12 protein-coding genes are annotated in these 17,651 nt (G+C 73.6%); 9 read left to right on the forward strand and 3 right to left on the reverse strand.

Annotated elements, in window-relative coordinates; translation table 11 throughout:
* Positions 1 to 45: 45 nt before the first annotated feature.
* The gene (locus ACFOSY_RS01800; protein WP_394304938.1) at positions 46 to 726 is read right to left on the reverse strand and encodes an MOSC domain-containing protein; all 681 of its coding nucleotides are present in this window, start codon (positions 724 to 726) and stop codon (positions 46 to 48) included.
* A 92-nt stretch (positions 727 to 818) separates the two neighbouring features.
* Between ACFOSY_RS01800 and ACFOSY_RS01805 the strand changes: the two genes are divergently transcribed.
* Positions 819 to 1,715, forward strand: a complete 897-nt coding sequence (locus ACFOSY_RS01805) for a LysR family transcriptional regulator (protein ID WP_394304939.1) — start codon at positions 819 to 821, stop codon at positions 1,713 to 1,715.
* 72 nt (positions 1,716 to 1,787) lie between these two features.
* On the opposite strand, the gene ACFOSY_RS01810 is transcribed toward ACFOSY_RS01805, so the two are convergent.
* Positions 1,788 to 2,120, reverse strand: coding sequence for a WhiB family transcriptional regulator (locus tag ACFOSY_RS01810; RefSeq protein WP_006130727.1), 333 nt, complete (start codon positions 2,118 to 2,120; stop codon positions 1,788 to 1,790).
* Positions 2,121 to 2,500: 380 nt separating this feature from the next.
* Between ACFOSY_RS01810 and ACFOSY_RS01815 the strand changes: the two genes are divergently transcribed.
* From ACFOSY_RS01815 to ACFOSY_RS01830, 4 genes are all read left to right on the forward strand, one after another.
* On the forward strand, positions 2,501 to 3,112 hold the full coding sequence (locus ACFOSY_RS01815) for a response regulator transcription factor (protein WP_003948568.1): 612 nt from the start codon (positions 2,501 to 2,503) through the stop codon (positions 3,110 to 3,112).
* A gap of 651 nt (positions 3,113 to 3,763) precedes the next feature.
* The gene (locus tag ACFOSY_RS01820) at positions 3,764 to 4,351 is read left to right on the forward strand and encodes a sigma-70 family RNA polymerase sigma factor (protein WP_006130726.1); all 588 of its coding nucleotides are present in this window, start codon (positions 3,764 to 3,766) and stop codon (positions 4,349 to 4,351) included.
* A gap of 174 nt (positions 4,352 to 4,525) precedes the next feature.
* Positions 4,526 to 6,031 (forward strand): IMP dehydrogenase, encoded by a 1,506-nt coding sequence (gene guaB / locus ACFOSY_RS01825; RefSeq protein ID WP_394304940.1) that lies wholly within the window; start codon positions 4,526 to 4,528, stop codon positions 6,029 to 6,031.
* Between the two features lie 125 nt (positions 6,032 to 6,156).
* On the forward strand, positions 6,157 to 7,281 hold the full coding sequence (locus ACFOSY_RS01830; RefSeq protein ID WP_033272416.1) for a GuaB3 family IMP dehydrogenase-related protein: 1,125 nt from the start codon (positions 6,157 to 6,159) through the stop codon (positions 7,279 to 7,281).
* 235 nt (positions 7,282 to 7,516) lie between these two features.
* Here ACFOSY_RS01830 and ACFOSY_RS01835 read toward each other — a convergent pair whose 3' ends face one another.
* Positions 7,517 to 8,725, reverse strand: a complete 1,209-nt coding sequence (locus ACFOSY_RS01835) for a nucleotide sugar dehydrogenase (RefSeq protein ID WP_394304941.1) — start codon at positions 8,723 to 8,725, stop codon at positions 7,517 to 7,519.
* A 356-nt stretch (positions 8,726 to 9,081) separates the two neighbouring features.
* Here ACFOSY_RS01835 and ACFOSY_RS01840 point away from each other — a divergent pair, with 356 nt between their 5' ends.
* The 4 genes from ACFOSY_RS01840 (at position 9,082) to ACFOSY_RS01855 (ending at position 17,579) form a co-directional block, all read left to right on the forward strand.
* Positions 9,082 to 10,788, forward strand: a complete 1,707-nt coding sequence (locus ACFOSY_RS01840; RefSeq protein ID WP_006130722.1) for a glycerol-3-phosphate dehydrogenase/oxidase — start codon at positions 9,082 to 9,084, stop codon at positions 10,786 to 10,788.
* 351 nt (positions 10,789 to 11,139) lie between these two features.
* Positions 11,140 to 13,191: a serine/threonine-protein kinase gene (locus ACFOSY_RS01845; RefSeq protein ID WP_394305421.1), complete on the forward strand. Its 2,052-nt coding sequence runs from the start codon at positions 11,140 to 11,142 to the stop codon at positions 13,189 to 13,191.
* 153 nt (positions 13,192 to 13,344) lie between these two features.
* A complete protein-coding gene (locus tag ACFOSY_RS01850; RefSeq protein WP_394304942.1) occupies positions 13,345 to 15,789 on the forward strand; it encodes a protein kinase domain-containing protein in 2,445 nt (814 codons plus the stop codon).
* Between the two features lie 146 nt (positions 15,790 to 15,935).
* The gene (locus tag ACFOSY_RS01855; protein WP_394304943.1) at positions 15,936 to 17,579 is read left to right on the forward strand and encodes a serine/threonine-protein kinase; all 1,644 of its coding nucleotides are present in this window, start codon (positions 15,936 to 15,938) and stop codon (positions 17,577 to 17,579) included.
* Positions 17,580 to 17,651 lie beyond the last annotated feature (72 nt).

Genomic DNA, 17,651 nt, shown 5'->3' on the forward strand with positions numbered 1-17,651 from the left:
CACCAAGGCCACACCGGCCCCGGAGGGACACGGGCCGACGTGCGGTCAGGCCTCCACGGCCGCGCCGGACTTCCGCACATGCTCCCGCGCCGTCCTCAGCACCTCCGCGTGCAGCGCGTCCCCCGCCGCCAGCACCCGCGGGAGCAGCTCGCGCTCCGTCGTCACCGCCCGGAACTGGAGCGCCACCGTCACGTCGTGGTCCGGGCGGTGCACGATGCGTACGGCGTCGCCCGCGCGCACCTCGCCCGGGGTGATCACCCGCAGGTACGCCCCCGGCGCGGCCCGCTCCGTGAACCGCCTGACCCAGCCCTTCTCACCCAGATGGCCCTGGAACGTACGGCACGGGATACGCCCGGACGTGACCTCCAGGACGACGTCGGGACCCACCGCCCACCGCTCGCCGATCAGCGCGCCGGAGACGTCGACGCCCAGGGTGGTGAGGTTCTCGCCGAACGAGCCGTCGGGCAGCGTGCGCCCCAGGGTCCGCTCCCACTCGTCCAGGTCCTCGCGGGCCACCGCGTACACCGCCTGGTCGTCCCCGCCGTGGTGCCGCGTCTCGCACACCGCGTCCCCGGCCAGACCGCTCCCGCCGATGCCCTTCGGGCCGGGCGCCGACACCCGCACCGGCCCGTCCGCCGGACGCTTGTCGATACCGGTCAGGCCGTCGGGCTGACCCGTGTAGGGCACGGGCTTCGGGCGGCCCAGGTTCACAGACAGAAGCTCCATGCGCTGCACCGTAGGGCATGCGCATCAAAGCGTCGACGTATTAATCCGCTGTTGATCAAAGGCAGGCTTATCCCTGCGCGTATCCTGGCAGGGTGATCGAAGCCCGCCACCTCCGCGTGCTGCGCGCCGTGGCCTCCACCGGTTCCTTCTCCGCCGCCGCCCGCGAACTGGGGTGCACCCAGCCCGCCGTCAGCCAGCAGATGAAGGCGCTGGAGGCGTCCGCCGGTACCCCGCTGCTCATCCGCTCCGGCCGCGAGATGCGGCTGACCCAGGCCGGTGAGGCGCTGGTACGGCACGCGGCCGGCATCCTCGCCGGGCTCACCGCCGCCGAGGAGGAGGTCGCGGCCATCGCCGGGCTGCGCGCGGGACGGGTGCGGCTGGTCTCCTTCCCCAGCGGCAGCTCCACGCTCGTGCCGACCGCCCTCGCCGCACTGCGCGACGCCCACCCCGGCACGCGCGTCTCGCTCGAGGAGGCCGAACCGCCCCGCTCCGTGCGGATGCTGCGCGAGGGCGACTGCGACGTGGCCCTCGCCTTCCGCTACGAGGGCGCGGCGGGCGCGGAGGAGTGGGACGACCTCGTCGTGCGGCCGCTGCTGTCGGACCGGCTGGTCGGACTCGTGCCGGAACGGCACCGGCTGGCCCGCGCGGGGTCGGTCGCCATCGGCGAACTCGCGGAGGAGCCGTGGATCGCGGGCTGCCCGCGCTGCCGGGGACAGCTCGTCGAGGTGTGCGAGACGGCGGGTTTCACCCCGCGCATCGACTTCGCGACCGACGACTACCCGGCGGTCGCCGGTCTGGTCGGCGCGGGACTCGGGGTCGCGGTCCTGCCGCAGCTCGCGCTGGAGTCACTGCGGCCGCGCGGCGTACGCACCGTGGGCCTGGAGCCCGCCGTACGGCGGGAGATCGTCGCGCTCACCCTGCCGGACCTCGCGCAGGTGCCGGCGGTCACCGCGACGCTGGAGAAGCTGGCGGCGGCCGCCGCCAGGTGAGGGACGCCGGCCGACGGCGGCACGTGGGCATCTCAGGGGTTCTTCTTCGGGCTTTTCAGGAGAAACGTTCCTTCAGGTGTTCGAGGCGGTGGCGTGTCCGCCGGCGCCCGACGCCGACACCAGCCGGTTGCGCGCCCGCCCCATCAGTTCTTCGCGCTCGTCCTCGGTCAGGCCGCCCCACACGCCGTACGGCTCGCGCACGGCCAGCGCGTGCGCGGCGCACTCGGCGCGCACCGGGCACCTCATGCAGACCTCCTTGGCCGAGTTCTCGCGAGCGCTGCGGGCGGCGCCCCGTTCGCCCTCGGGGTGGAAGAAGAGCGAGCTGTCCACCCCGCGGCAGGCGGCCAGGAGCTGCCAGTCCCACAGGTCCGCGTTCGGTCCGGGAAGGCGGGAGAAATCTGCCATTACGTGACCCCTTGTAGCCGTTACTGGGCGGATCCGGTGTCCACGACCGTACAACTACGATCAAAGGAGATGAAAATATGACTCATTGCGAATCTAGCTCCGGACACCATCGAAGGGGAAGAAAAGGGTCTAAATGGGGCATGGGTTGTGATGAAAGTTCGGGGGTCGGTCGCGCATGTCTCCACCGTGAACGCCTCCTCACGTAGAGTGCCGAAGATGGCAGACGGCCCCGTAACTCTTTCGAGTGACCGTCGTTGAGAGTGCGAGGCGGTTGAAGGAACAAGCGCTCGGGCGGGCGTCCGAGACGGTCGACCGCAAGGTGACGATTTCGTACCAGCCTGGAGGCTCAAGGTGACGCGCATCAGCTGCGGAGGGCGGCCATGACTTCCGTCCTCGTCTGCGACGACTCCCCGCTTGCCCGAGAGGCGCTCCGCCGCGCGGTCGCGACCGTGCCCGGCGTCGAGCGCGTGACGACGGCGGCCAACGGCGAGGAAGTCCTCCGCCGCTGGGGTGCCGACCGCTCGGACCTGATTCTGATGGACGTGCGCATGCCCGGTCTGGGCGGCGTCGAGACAGTGCGGCGGCTGCTCTCCGCCGACCCCGGAGCACGCATCATCATGCTCACGGTCGCCGAGGACCTGGACGGTGTCGCCCTCGCGGTGGCCGCCGGGGCCCGCGGCTACCTGCACAAGGACGCCTCCCGCGCGGAGCTGCGCGCCACGGTCACGCAGGCGCTCGCCGACCCGACCTGGCGGCTCGCCCCGCGCCGGCTGCGCTCGGCCGAGATGGGCGCGGCGCCCACGCTCACCGCGCGCGAGATCCAGGTGCTGGAGGGGATGAGTCACGGCCGCTCCAACGCGGAGATCGGCCGCGAGCTGTTCCTCTCCGAGGACACGGTGAAGACCCACGCGCGCCGTCTGTTCAAGAAGCTCGGCGCCTCGGACCGGGCCCACGCGGTGGCGCTCGGGTTCCGGTGGGGCCTGGTGCGGTAGCCGTCCCGTCCTCCGGGCCGGGCCGGCGACCGGAACGCGGGGCGCCGGGTCGGTGCCGGGTTCGGATAGGCATCCGCGTCGGGAACAGGCGTGCGGTCGCCGGTCGGGACGCCGGTACGGGGATGTCACGGAGCGTGGCAGGACCCGCGGGACCGGTTCGCGGGCGTCGCGCGCCGGTCGTACGGCGTGCGGTGAGCGGGCGGTGACCCGGCGAGGGTCGTCGGGCACGGTGCGCGTGTCGCGCTGCGGTGGTGCGGCGCCGTGCGTCCCCCACGGGACGCGCGCGTGCCGCCGCCTTCACCGGCCCGGTGATTTCCCGCACGGTCGTGTGCCGTGCAGGCGACGTCGTACCCCCGTGCACGGAACCCTCGTCCGACGGCGGGCGGGCCCGTTGCCAAGGGCCCGCGGGGCCACTCGGCGCGTGGCCCCGCGCACAGGACGGACGTGGTGTTCGCCGCCGCCGGCAGAGGGCCACTGCTCGTTTCGCGGCGGATGCCGCATCCTTGAGGTGTGGAGTTCCTCGGGGACGAGTCGGTCGAGCGGAAGGGGAGGGCGCAAGGGATGACTTCCGGCGCACCTGCTCATAACGCTTCGGTGCACAACCAAGGACACGGTGCGACGGACCCCGCGTCCGCAGGGCACCATGGACCGATGCGCGACGACGAGGCGGGCACGGCCCAGGGGGCGATCGGTGCGCTCGTCCACCGCGCGGTCGACGGGGACGAGCAGGCCACGCACGACCTGCTCGCGCACGTCCACCCCCTCGCGCTGCGCTACTGCCGCACCCGTCTGTCCCGCCTTCCGGGGGATGCCCGGCACTTCGTCGAGGACCTCGCGCAGGAGGTCTGCGTGGCGGTGCTGCTCGCGCTGCCCCGCTACAAGGACACCGGCCGGCCCTTCGAGGCGTTCATCTTCGCCATCGCCTCCCACAAGGTCGCCGACCTCCAGCGCGCCGCGATGCGGCACCCCGGTTCGACCGCCGTGCCGTCCGACGAGATGCCGGAGCGGCCCGACGACTCGCTCGGCCCGGAGGAGCGCGCCCTGCTCAGCAGCGACGCCGAGTGGGCCAAGAAACTGCTGGCCAGCCTGCCCGAGAACCAGCGCGAGCTGATCCTCCTGCGCATCGCCGTGGGGCTCACCGCGGAGGAGACCGGTCAGATGTTGGGAATGTCACCCGGCGCGGTCCGGGTGGCGCAGCACCGCGCGCTGAGCAGACTGCGGGCCCTGGCGGAGCAGTAACACCCGCCCCCGCGCCGCCTCTTCGCGTGCGCATCACCCGTACATGAACGGACGATCAGCCGTTCCCGTACGAACATACGAAGCCGGGGACCGTGCGGAACCGTGGAATCAGACACCCACGCTTCCCGTTAGCATGGACATCCGCACCGATCAAGGCCATTTGGGGAAGGTGTCATGACTGCCAACGTCGACGGAGTGCCCGGAAAATTCGCGACACTCGGGCTGACCTACGACGACGTGCTGCTGCTGCCGGGCCCGTCGGACATGGCACCCGACGAGATCGACACCGCCTCGTACGTCTCCAAGAACGTGCGGGTCAACATCCCGCTGCTGTCCGCCGCCATGGACAAGGTGACCGAGTCCCGCATGGCCATCGCGATGGCCCGCCAGGGCGGCGTCGGCGTGCTGCACCGCAACCTGTCCATCGAGGACCAGGCCAACCAGGTCGACCTGGTGAAGCGGTCCGAGTCGGGCATGGTCACCGACCCCATCACGATCCACCCCGACGCCACGCTCGCCGAGGCGGACGCGTTGTGCGCGAAGTTCCGCATCAGCGGCGTCCCGGTGACCGACGGCAACAAGAAGCTGCTCGGCATCGTCACCAACCGTGACATGGCCTTCGAGACCGACCGCTCCCGTCAGGTGCGCGAGGTCATGACGCCGATGCCGCTGGTGACCGGCAAGGTCGGCATCTCCGGCCCGGATGCCATGGAGCTGCTGCGCCGCCACAAGATCGAGAAGCTTCCGCTGGTCGACGACCACGGCGTCCTCAAGGGCCTGATCACGGTCAAGGACTTCGTGAAGGCGGAGAAGTACCCGAACGCCGCCAAGGACGGCGAGGGCCGGCTGCTGGTCGGCGCCGCGGTCGGTGTCGCCGGTGACGCGTTCGAGCGCGCCCAGGCCCTGATCGAGGCGGGCGTCGACTTCATCGTCGTCGACACCGCGCACGGCCACTCCCGGCTGGTCGGCGACATGGTCGCCAAGATCAAGTCGAACTCCTCCGGCGTCGACGTGATCGGCGGCAACATCGCCACCCGCGACGGGGCCAAGGCGCTCGTCGACGCGGGCTGCGACGGCATCAAGGTCGGTGTCGGCCCCGGCTCCATCTGCACCACCCGCGTCGTCGCCGGCGTCGGCGTCCCGCAGGTCACCGCGATCTACGAGGCCGCGCTGGCCGCCAAGGAGGCCGGCGTGCCGGTCATCGGCGACGGCGGTCTTCAGTACTCCGGCGACATCGCCAAGGCGCTCGTCGCGGGCGCCGACACGGTGATGCTCGGCTCGCTGCTCGCGGGCTGCGAGGAGTCGCCGGGCGAGCTGCTGTTCATCAACGGCAAGCAGTTCAAGTCGTACCGCGGCATGGGGTCGCTGGGCGCCATGCAGACGCGCGGCGACCGCAAGTCGTTCTCCAAGGACCGTTACTTCCAGGAGGGCGTCGCCTCCGACGAGCAGCTGGTGCCCGAGGGCATCGAGGGCCAGGTGCCCTACCGCGGCCCGCTGTCGTCCGTCGTCCACCAGCTGGTCGGCGGTCTGCGCCAGTCGATGTTCTACGTCGGCGGCAGGACCGTTCCCGAGCTTCAGGACAACGGCCGGTTCGTCCGGATCACCTCGGCGGGTCTCAAGGAGAGCCACCCGCACGACATCCAGATGACGGTCGAGGCGCCGAACTACAGCCGCCAGTAGCGGCGGGCTTCCCGAGGGCGGCTCCGGACCACCGGGGCCGCCCTCGCCGTACGCCGGGGCGGTGGGCGCCGTGGCCGTCGGGGATACTGGAAGGCGCTGCAACGCATCAGGGAAAGGCCACAGACGTGACTGAGATCGAGATCGGGCGCGGCAAGCGCGGCCGCCGGGCGTACGCCTTCGACGACATCGCCGTCGTCCCCAGCCGCCGTACGCGGGACCCGAAGGAGGTCTCGATCGCCTGGCAGATCGACGCCTACCGCTTCGAGCTGCCGTTCCTGGCCGCTCCCATGGACTCGGTCGTCTCCCCGGCCACCGCGATCCGCATCGGCGAGCTCGGCGGCCTCGGCGTGCTGAACCTCGAGGGCCTGTGGACCCGCCACGAGGACCCGCAGCCGCTGCTGGACGAGATCGTCGGCCTGCCCGACGAGGCGGCCACCCGCCGCCTCCAGGAGATCTACGCCGCTCCCATCAAGGAGGAGCTGATCGGGCAGCGCATCAAGGAGGTGCGCGACTCCGGCGTCGTCACCGCCGCCGCGCTCTCCCCGCAGCGCACCGCCCAGTTCTCCAAGGCCGTCGTCGACGCGGGCGTGGACATCTTCGTCATCCGCGGCACCACGGTGTCGGCGGAGCACGTCTCCGGCTCGCACGAGCCGCTGAACCTGAAGCAGTTCATCTACGAGCTGGACGTCCCGGTGATCGTCGGCGGCTGCGCCACCTACACCGCCGCTCTGCACCTGATGCGCACCGGTGCGGCGGGCGTCCTGGTCGGCTTCGGCGGCGGCGCCGCGCACACCACGCGCAACGTGCTGGGCATCCAGGTGCCGATGGCCACCGCGGTCGCCGACGTGGCCGCGGCCCGCCGTGACTACATGGACGAGTCCGGCGGCCGGTACGTGCACGTCATCGCGGACGGCGGCGTCGGCTGGTCAGGCGACCTGCCCAAGGCGATCGCCTGCGGCGCGGACTCCGTGATGATGGGCTCCCCGCTGGCCCGCGCGACGGACGCGCCGGGCCGTGGCCACCACTGGGGGATGGAGGCCGTCAACGAGGAGCTGCCGCGCGGCAAGAAGGTGGACCTCGGCACGGTGGGCACGCTGGAGGAGATCCTCACCGGCCCGTCCCACACCCCCGACGGCTCCATGAACCTCTTCGGCGCCCTGCGCCGCGCGATGGCCACCACCGGCTACAGCGAGCTGAAGGAGTTCCAGCGCGTCGAGGTGACGGTGGCGGACTCGCAGCACCGGCGGTAGGCGCGGGCGGGGTTCGACACGACACGCGACACGGAAGAGGCCGGTCACCTGGTGAGGTGACCGGCCTCTTTCGCGTGTCCGGGGGCGCGCGTGGCGCTCGAGGGGCGCGCGGTTGCCTTCGGGACGAAAGCGTGCCGAAGGGGTGATTCCGGTCGGTGAAGTCTGTGCCCGGCGACCCTCGCGACGTCCCGCCCACCACCAGCCTCTGTGGCGCGGGCGGCGCCCGCGCGCCCCCTCACAACCGATGCGCCGCCCCCGTAGGCGTGGCTCCTCGCGTGTCCAGCAGGAGCTGGGCCTTCACCGACAGGCCTTGGAGGTCGTACGTGCGGTGCTGCTGGAGCAGGATCGTGAGGTCGGCGTCGGCGGCGGCCTCGTAGAGGGAGTCGGCGCGGGGGACGGGGCGGTCGAGGACGTTCCAGGACGGGACGTGCGGGTCGTGGTAGCTGACCGAGGCGCCCAGCTCCATCAGACGGACCGCGATCTCCTGTGCGGGGCTGCCCTGGAGGTCGGCGAGGTCGGCCTTGTAGGTGACCCCGAGGAGCAGCACGCGCGCGCCGCGCGCCGACTTGCCGTGCTCGTTGAGGAGGGCGGCGGCGCGCTGCACGACGTAGCGGGGCATGCGGCCGTTGACCTCCTGGGCCAGTTCCGCCATGCGCAGGGTGCGGCCGGCGTGCGCGGTGAGGTCCTGGGGGACGGTGTGGCCGCCGACGCCCGGTCCGGGGCGGAAGGCGAGGAAGCCGAAGGGCTTGGTCTCCGCGCAGCGCAGCACGTCCCACAGGTCGATGCCGAGGTCGTGGCAGAGGGCGGCCATCTCGTTCACCAGGGCGATGTTGACGTGCCGGAAGTTGGTCTCCAGGAGCTGCACGGTCTCGGCCTCGCGCGGGCCGCGGGCGCGGACCACCTTGTCGGTGATGCGGCCGTAGAAGGCCGCCGCCGACTCGGTGCAGGCGGGGGTGAGGCCGCCGATGACCTTCGGGGTGCCGGCGGGGGTGAAGTCGCGGTTGCCCGGGTCGACGCGGGTGGGGCAGTGGGCGAGGTGGAAGTCGCGGCCCGCGCGCAGGCCGGACCCGGACTCCAGCAGCCGCAGCAGCGGCCCCTCCGTGGTGCCGGGCGGCACGGGGGACTCCAGGATCACGGTGGTGTGCGGGCGCAGCTGCGCGGCGAGGGTGCGGGCGGCCGCCTCGACCTGGCCGAGGTCGAGCCCGCCGTCGGCGGCGGGCGCGGTGGGCGCGCAGATCACGGCGGTGCGCACCCGGCCGAGCTCGGCCGCGCTGGTGGTGACCCGGAAGCCCTGCGCGAGCATGCGGCGCTGCTCGGCGGGGCTGAGGGAACCGGGCTCGGGGCCGGTCCGGTACCCGATGGTGGGGATGCCGGCGGCGACGGCGGCCTGGGCCAGGGGCAGTCCGAACGGGCCGAGTCCGATGACGGCGAGATCTGCGGGCATGGCGTGGGCCGTCCTTCCCAATAGCCGGAGTGCGACAGGTGCGCAAGCGCTGTGGACTGGACAGGCGAGCGCAATGTCAGACTAGGAGTAAATATGACCGTTATGCGGGATTGGTCGGCTGGTTTTCGGTGAGTCGTCCGGTCAGTGGCCCGCCGGTGTCTCCCGTGGTGTCTCCGGCGGTGGCTCCAGCGGCGTCTCCGGCGGGGTTGTCCACAGGCTGTGACCCGCGGTTGTCCACAGGCTGATGCGGCGTGTGGCTGAAGTCGGGCAACCCGGTCAGAATTTGGGCATGAGGGTGGGAGACCGGGCTTCGCCCGACGGGTGCGGCCGATGCGACCGATGAGCGGGAGGCAGCGGTGAGGACAGCGACACTGGGGCCGGCGCAGCGCGCCGAATCACTGGCGTCCATGGCGGAGCGCGAGCTGGACGTACTGGTGGTGGGCGGCGGCGTGGTCGGCGCGGGCACGGCGCTCGACGCGGCGACCCGCGGCCTGTCCACGGGACTGGTCGAGGCGCGTGACTGGGCGTCGGGCACCTCCAGCCGCTCCAGCAAGCTGATCCACGGCGGTCTGCGCTATCTCGAGATGCTGGACTTCGCCCTCGTCCGCGAGGCGTTGAAGGAGCGCGGCCTGCTGCTGGAGAAGCTCGCCCCGCACCTCGTGCGCCCGGTGCCGTTCCTGTACCCGCTTCAGCACCGCGGCTGGGAGCGGCTCTACGCCGGGGCGGGCGTCGCGCTCTACGACACCATGGCGATGACCCACGGCCACGGACGGGGCATTCCCGTGCACCGTCACCTGAGCCGCCGTCACGCCCTCAGGGTCGCGCCCTGCCTGAAGAAGGACGCGCTGGTCGGAGCCCTTCAGTACTACGACGCCCAGATGGACGACGCCCGCTTCGTGCTCACCCTCGTGCGCACGGCCGCGGCGTACGGCGCGAAGACCGCCAACGGCGCCCGCGTGACCGGGTTCCTGCGCGAGGGCGAGCGGGTCGTCGGCGCCCGCGTGCAGGACGTGGAGGGCGGCGGCGAGTACGAGATCCGCGCCAAGCAGGTGGTCAACGCCACCGGGGTGTGGACCGACGACACCCAGGCGATGGTCGGCGAGCGGGGCCAGTTCCACGTCCGCGCCTCCAAGGGCATCCACCTGGTCGTGCCCAAGGACCGCATCCACTCCACCACCGGGCTCATCCTGCGCACCGAGAAGTCCGTGCTGTTCGTCATCCCCTGGGGCCGGCACTGGATCGTCGGCACCACCGACACCGACTGGGACCTCGACAAGGCGCACCCGGCCGCGTCCAGCGCCGACATCGACTACCTGCTGGAGCACGTCAACTCCGTCCTCGCGGTGCCGCTCACCCGGGACGACGTGGAAGGGGTGTACGCCGGGCTGCGCCCGCTGCTGGCTGGCGAGTCGGACGCCACCAGCAAGCTGTCCCGGGAGCACACGGTCGCGCACCCGGTCCCCGGCCTGGTCGTCGTCGCGGGCGGCAAGTACACGACGTACCGGGTGATGGCCAAGGACGCGGTGGACGCCGCGGTGCACGGACTCGACCTGCGCGTCGCGGACTGCGTCACCGAGGACACCCCGCTGGTGGGCGCCGAGGGCTACCACGCCCTGTGGAACGGCCGCGCCCGCACGGCGGCCCGCACCGGCCTGCACCCGGTGCGGGTGGAGCACCTGCTCCAGCGGTACGGGGCGCTCGCCGAGGAGGTGCTGGACCTGGTCGCCTCCGACCCGTCCCTGGGCGAGCCGCTTCAGGCCGCCGACGACTACCTGCGCGCCGAGGTCGTCTACGCGGCCTCGCACGAGGGCGCGCGGCACCTGGAGGACGTGCTGACCCGGCGCACCCGCATATCCATCGAGACGTTCGACCGGGGCACGCGCAGCGCGCGCGAGGCCGCCGAGCTGATGGCGCCCGTGCTGGGCTGGGACAGCGGCCAGATCGACCGCGAGGTGCGGCACTACGAGAAGCGGGTGGAGGCGGAGCGGGAGTCGCAGCGGCAGCCCGACGACCTGACGGCGGACGCGGCCCGGCTGGGGGCGCCGGACATCGTGCCGCTGTAGGCGGCGGGGCGCCCGGCTCGCCCACAGCACGCAGGGCCGTGCCTCGGCCCGTCCGGTACGCAACCAGGCCGGTCGCGTGGCCGGTTCCGCGCCGCCGGCGGCCGTTGGACCCGCACCCCGCACGCCCGCCGACCTGGGCGACGGCCCGTCAGAACGGCCCAGGTGTGACCGAAACGGCGCGCTTCGGGTCCGTCTTTGTCGGGACCCGTACGGCAGAGTGGAGGAATCCTTCGTTCCCTCGTCGGTCCGTCCGCCGCGTCCGGTGGGCGGACAGGGGCACCCTGGGCGTCGGGCGCTTGTCGGGTGAGGGACAATGAAGGCTCTGTCAGGGCGGGTTGCATGAGGGGACGCATGTCGGAGGCGGAGCGGGCGGGGACATCCCGTCAGGACAAGAGCGCACGTCTCCTCGCCGGGCGGTACCGGCTGGGAGACGTGCTCGGCCGCGGCGGCATGGGGACGGTGTGGCGGGCCGAGGACGAGACCCTCGGCCGTACGGTCGCCGTCAAGGAGCTCCGCTTCCCGTCGAACATCGACGAGGAGGAGAAGCGGCGGCTGATCACCCGGACGCTGCGCGAGGCCAAGGCGATCGCGCGGATCCGCAACACCAGCGCCGTGACCGTGTTCGACGTGGTCCAGGAGGACGACCGGCCCTGGATCGTCATGGAGCTCGTCGAGGGCAAGTCGCTCGCCGAGGTCATCCGGGAGGACGGCCTGCTGGAGCCGCGCCGCGCCGCCGAGGTCGGGCTCGCCGTGCTCGACGTGCTGCGGTCCGCGCACCGCGAGGGCATCCTGCACCGCGACGTGAAGCCGTCCAACGTGCTGATCGCCGACGACGGCCGGGTCGTGCTCACGGACTTCGGCATCGCCCAGGTCGAGGGCGACCCCTCCATCACCTCGACCGGCATGCTCGTCGGCGCCCCCAGCTACATCTCCCCGGAGCGCGCCCGCGGCCACAAGCCCGGCCCGGCGGCCGACCTGTGGTCGCTCGGCGGCCTGCTGTACGCGGCGGTCGAGGGCACCCCGCCGTACGACAAGGGCTCCGCGATCGCGACGCTCACCGCGGTGATGACCGAGCCGCTGGAGGAGCCGAAGAACGCCGGCCCCCTCCGGGACGTCATCCACGGGCTGCTCAACAAGGACCCCGCCCAGCGGCTCGACGACCGTGCCGCGCGCGCCATGCTGACCGCCGTCCTCAGCGCGCCCGGCGCCGACGACGCCGACGGACAGCCGGCCGACGCCACCCGGGTCGTGCCGCTGCCCGAGCAGCCCGGCACGCGGGACACCGGGGCCAAGCGGGGCGAGGAGGCCGCGGAGAAGCTGCGCGGCGCGCTGCGTTCCGTGCGCAAGGCGGCGGTGGCGGCCGGCGCGGCCGGCGCCGCCCGCACCAGGTCCGGCGGCACCCCGTCCGCCTCGGCGTCCGGCGCGGCGACCCGCACCCCGGACACCAAGCCGACCGCCGCCACACGGTCCACCACACGCTCCGCGACCGCCGCGAGCCCCGCCGCCGGGACCGCCGGAGACGCACGCGGGACCGGAGGCGCACGCGGCGCCAACGCCCCCACCGGCGGCCGCAGTTCGGGCTGGCCCGTGATGACCCCGCCGGACCTGCCCGCCCGGCCCGCGCCGCGCGCCTCGATCACCGACGTGGTGCCGCGCCGCACGCTGGTCGTCATCGCGCTGGTGGTGGTGCTCGCCGTGATCGGCACCGTGCTCGCCCTCACCCTCGGCGGCGACGACGAGGACGGCAAGGGCGCCCGGGGCGCCGGCGGCGGCCGGACCGTGGCGGAGAGCACCCCCAGCGCCGAGACCAGGAAGGACGACAAGAGCGGCGCCCACACCGACGGCTCCGCCACCGCGTCCCCGGGCACGGGCTCGGGCGCGGGCAAGGAAGCCTCCCCCGACGCCAGCGGGAAGGGCGGCGACGCGTCCGGCGGTTCGGCGGACGCCGGCGACGGCGGCGCGGGCACGTCCGCGGCGCACACGACGTACCAGGGGCAGCAGGGGTACTCGATCGGTCTCCCGGCGGGATGGAAGTACAAGTCGTCCGACGAGGCCGGCGACCGCTTCACGGGACCGAACGGGCAGAAGCTGCTCATCGGCTGGACCACCACGCCCAAGGACGACCCGGTCGCCGACTGGACCAACCAGGAGCGCCTCATGGTGCGTCCCCAGTACACGCGCATACGGATCGTGGCGGTGGAGTACCGCGGCTGGAAGACGGCCGACTGGGAGTTCACCTACGTCGACGGCGGCGTCAAGTACCGCTCCGTGGACCGGGGCACCGTCGTCAACGACGGCCTGGGGTACGGGCTGATGTACACGGCGAGGGCCGACGCGTGGGACGGCGAGCAGCGCAGGAACACGTGGCGGACGCTGACGCAGACGTTCCGCCCGAAGTCCTGAGCGCGCCCGGCCCGCGGATCGGGGATCCAGATGTGGCATCCCCTCTCTGCGGGTTGCCTCCGGCACGTATCGTGAGTGGTTGCGGACCGTACGGAGCGGGAACGGGCCGTCCGGGGAACGGAACTGACCGACCGTAGTGCCGGGGGAGGCAACGTGGACGACTATGCGGGACGGGTTCTCGCCGACCGCTACCGCCTGCCCCTGCCGCCCTCCGACGAGTACGAGCTGACCGAGAGCCGTGCCTTCGACACCTACAGCGGTCAGGAGGTCCTGGTCAGGCAGGTGCCGCTGCCGGAGGTCGTCGAGGCCGAGGTGCTGGACGCGGAGGGGCTGCCCGAGGGCTTCACCGCCCGGGACGGCGCGCGGCGCGGCAGGGGCGTGCCCGGCGCCGCCAGGGGCGCGGTGCGCCGGCCCGCCGACCCGGTCGTGCGGCGCGCCGTGGAGGCCGCGCAGGCCGCCGCGGCCCTGCCCGACCATCCGCGCCTGGACCAGGTCTTCGACGTGTTCGCGGAGGGCGGTTCGCTGTGGATCGTCAGCGAGTACGTCGCCGCCCGTCCGCTGGCCGCCCTGCTCGCCGAGAAGCCGCTGTCCCCCTACCGGGCCGCCGAGGTCGCCTCCGACGTGCTCACCGCCCTGCGGGTGCTGCACTCCCACGGCTGGGTGCACCGCAACGTCACCGCGCGCACGGTTCTGGTCTGCGACGACGGCCGGGTGATGCTCACCGGGCTGGCCGTCGGCGCGGCCGAGGAGGCGCTGTGCGGCTACGACCCGGTGCCGCCCGCCGACGACGAGGAGCCGGAGCCGGGCGCGGCGCTCGAGGCGCTCGGCCCGGGCGCCGGACCGGACGGCGGGCGCGGACCGGCCTGGCCGCCCGGGCTCACCGCCGGCCCCGACCCGGACGCGGCGCGCCGCGCGGCCATCGAGGCGCGGGCGGGACGGCTGCCGGGCGGCGGCGGGACCGGCGGGCCCGGCGACCTCTCGCCCGTGGTGGCGCCCCGCGCCCTGGACAGCGCGGGCGACGTGCGGGCGGCGCGGGCCGGGGCCATCGCCGCCTATCGCGCGGGCGCCCGGGCCGCGGCCCGCGTGCAGGAGGCCCAGCAGGGCTCCCGCGCGCTGCCCGGCGCGCGACCCGCCCCCGACGAGGACGCCGGGCAGCGGCCCTCGTCGCCCCCGGGACAGATAGCCGACCCGTACGGGGTGGCCGCCCCCGGCCGGCCCGGGGCCGCGCCCCGCGTCGGCGCACAGGCGAGCGGCACCCCGGAACCCGCGCCGGATGCCTCCGGAGCGGCGTCCGCCGGGAGCTGGGACGCGCCCGCCCCGCACGCCCCCGCGCGCCGGGGCCCCGCCACCGCGCTGGCCGCCGAGCGCGCCCGGCAGGCGCGGATGGCCGTCGTCGGACCCGTCACCGAGCGCTGGGCGCCCGAGCAGGCCGGCCCCGTGCACGAGAACTGGCAGCTCGCTCCGCCCATCGGACCCGTCACCGACCTGTGGGCGCTGGGCGCGCTGCTGTTCCGCGCCGTCCAGGGGCACGCCCCCTACCCGGAGGAGTCGACGGCCGAGCTGGTGCAGATGGTGTGCGCCGAGCCGCCCGCCTTCGCCGAGGAGTGCGGCCCGCTGCGTCCGGTCGTGGAGTCGCTGCTGCGTCAGGACCCCCTGGAGCGGCCCGACTTCGAGGAGCTGCGCGGCTGGCTGCGGTCGCTGGTGCGCTCGGCGCCCGAGCCCGAGGCGGGCCTGAACGTCATAACGGCCCCGCCGGTCGACGCGAAACGTCTGCCGGTCATAAGGCGCCGGGGCGAGCTCGTGCGCAGACGGCGCGCCGGACTGCCCGCACGGCACGGACGGCACAAGAAGGAAGCGCCGCAGGCCGGTTCGCCGCGTCGCCTGGGCCGCACCCTGCTGCTGCTGGTGCTGCTCGCCCTGGTGGCGGCGGTCGCGTACGCGGTGCTGTTCATGCCGAAGGCCGGCGAGGAGACCACCGGGTCGCCCTCCGCCGACCGCACCCCGGCCGCCGGAGGGGCCGCGCCGAGCCCTTCGGACGACGCCGGCCGCCCGGACGGCGACACCTCCCCGAGCGGCGGCGAGGGCCCGCGCAGCAGCCCCGAGACGTCGGCCGCGTCCACCGAGACGCAGACCACCGGCCCCGAGGTCGCCGACGGCTTCACGCTGCGCAAGGACCCCGAGGGCTTCCAGGTCGCCGTCGCCGAGGGCTGGCAGCGCACCGGCAAGAACGGCAGCGGCCAGGTCGTGTACTCCCAGGGCGACTTCGAGCTCATCGTGGTGCCGGGCCGGGACAGCGCCCAGCAGTTCGGCGGCGACCCGATGGCGTACCAGCGGGACGCCGAGCGCGAGCTCCAGCCGTACCGCGACTCCAGCTGGGCCACCTCCACCGGGCTGAAGACCATCGAGGTCGGCGGACGGGTCATGGCCGAGGGCCAGTTCACCTGGACCGGCGACCGGGGCGAGCTGTACGTGCGCAACCTCGCCGCGCTGATCGACGGCCGCTACCACGTGCTCCAGGTGCGCGGCCCGGACGGCGAACGGGACGAGGTGACACGGCTCTACGAGCAGGCGGCCGCCACGTACCGGCACACCGGCTGACCACCGGCGACCGGGAGGGGCGGCGCGACGCGGGGGGCGCGACAAACCATCACAGTGCGGTCTCTCTGGCACCCCCTCGGTTCCCAGGACGGGCCGGGGTACCTACCCTGACCCTGTCAAGACCATTGCGGGGCAACGTGAATCAGATGCAGGGCTCGCTCGTCGCGGGCCGCTACCGACTCGGCGACTCCATCGGGAGCGGTGGCATGGGCCGGGTGTGGCGCGCACACGACGAGGTGCTGCACCGTTCCGTCGCCATCAAGGAACTGACCGCCGCGCTCTACGTCTCCGACAGCGAACAGGCCACCCTGCTGGCACGCACCCGCGCGGAGGCGCGGGCCGCCGCGCGGATCAACCACTCGGCCGTCGTCACCGTGCACGACGTGCTGGAGCACGACGGCCGGCCGTGGATCGTCATGGAGCTGGTCGAGGGCCGCTCGCTGGCCGACGCGGTCAAGGAGCAGGAGCGCGTCGAGCCCCGCGAGGCCGCCCGTATCGGCCTGTGGGTGCTGCGCGCCCTGCGCGCCGCGCACGCCGCCGGCGTCCTGCACCGCGACGTCAAGCCCGGCAACGTGCTGCTCGGCCGGGACGGCCGGGTGCTGCTCACCGACTTCGGCATCGCGCAGATAGACGGCGACGCGGCCATCACCCGCACCGGCGAGGTCGTCGGGTCCGTCGACTACCTGGCGCCCGAACGGGTCCGTGGCCACGATCCCGGCCCCGCGTCCGACCTGTGGGCGCTCGGCGCGACCCTCTACACGGCGGTGGAGGGCATATCGCCGTTCCGCCGCACCTCGCCGCTCACCACCATGCAGGCCGTCGTGGAGGAGGAGGCCGATCCGCTCGAGCACGCCGGCCCGCTCGCGCCCGTCATCGGCGCGCTCCTGCGGAAGGATCCGGCCACTCGGCCCGACGCCGCGACGGTCGAGCAGATGCTCGCCGAGGCCGCGGAGGGACGCCGGCCCCGCGCGGCGCAGGAGTACGTACCGACCCAGGCCGTGAACGCCCACGTCCCGCAGCCGCGCCAGGCCGGACCGCACCCCGCCGCGCCCGCCCCGGTGTACGGCCCGCCGGTCCCCCCGCAGGGCAGCGGCTCCACGGCTGTTCAGGCGCCGTACGGGGCGCCCGCGGTGGCGCGCCGGCGCTCGCGCGGGCGGACCATCGCCCTGGTCGTCGCGCTGGCCGCGATCATCGGCGGGGGCACGGCGGTGGTGCTCCAGCAGCAGCACGACCGCGGCGGCACCACGGCGTCGCCGACCGAGACCGCCGACCCCGGGAAGACTCCCGGCGTGTCGGACACCGGCGGGGCCACGGAGGGCAGCCTGCCCGAGGGGTGGGTGCGCCGCAGCGACCCCTTCGGGTTCACCGTCGTCCTGCCCGGCGAGGACTGGGAACGGGTGGTGTTCGACGAGGAGACCCGGCAGGTCGACTACACCCCCGACGGCGGCGAGCACTTCCTGCGCATCGCCGCCGACGACGCCCCGGACTTCGACGACCCGTTCGACCACCTCAGCGACCTCGACCAGCAGATCGGCGGCCGTCTGGTCGACTACCAGCGGATCGACCTGAAGCGCCTGACCTACCGCGACCGCGAGGCGGCGCGCCTGGAGTACAGCTGGACCGCGCTGCCCAAGGACACCGAGTTCCCCGGGCCGCGCCGGGCGGTGGACCAGATGTACCTCACGCGTGACGGCGTGGAGTACGCGCTGTACATGTCCGGGCCCGCCGAGGACTGGGACACCACCAGGCAGCAGTTCGAGACGATCCTCAGAGGCTGGCGCGAGCCCTGACCGCCCCCGGCGTGCGCGGACGTGCGCCCGTTGGCCGAATCGCCGTACCGGAGCGAACACATCCGGTGGGGC

Origin of the sequence: Streptomyces lusitanus (genome assembly GCF_042647945.1) — a bacterium.
Lineage (GTDB): Bacteria > Actinomycetota > Actinomycetes > Streptomycetales > Streptomycetaceae > Streptomyces > Streptomyces pseudogriseolus.

What these genes read in the sequence shown, in the direction of transcription:
- ACFOSY_RS01800 (WP_394304938.1), bottom strand. Translation starts at nt 726, where the DNA reads ATGGAGCTTCTGTCTGTGAACCTGGGCCGCCCGAAGCCCGTGCCCTAC.
- ACFOSY_RS01810 (WP_006130727.1), bottom strand. Translation starts at nt 2,120, where the DNA reads ATGGCAGATTTCTCCCGCCTTCCCGGACCGAACGCGGACCTGTGGGAC.
- ACFOSY_RS01815 (WP_003948568.1), top strand. Translation starts at nt 2,501, where the DNA reads ATGACTTCCGTCCTCGTCTGCGACGACTCCCCGCTTGCCCGAGAGGCG.
- ACFOSY_RS01820 (WP_006130726.1), top strand. Translation starts at nt 3,764, where the DNA reads ATGCGCGACGACGAGGCGGGCACGGCCCAGGGGGCGATCGGTGCGCTC.
- guaB (WP_394304940.1), top strand. Translation starts at nt 4,526, where the DNA reads ATGACTGCCAACGTCGACGGAGTGCCCGGAAAATTCGCGACACTCGGG.
- ACFOSY_RS01835 (WP_394304941.1), bottom strand. Translation starts at nt 8,725, where the DNA reads ATGCCCGCAGATCTCGCCGTCATCGGACTCGGCCCGTTCGGACTGCCC.
- ACFOSY_RS01845 (WP_394305421.1), top strand. Translation starts at nt 11,140, where the DNA reads ATGTCGGAGGCGGAGCGGGCGGGGACATCCCGTCAGGACAAGAGCGCA.
- ACFOSY_RS01855 (WP_394304943.1), top strand. Translation starts at nt 15,936, where the DNA reads ATGCAGGGCTCGCTCGTCGCGGGCCGCTACCGACTCGGCGACTCCATC.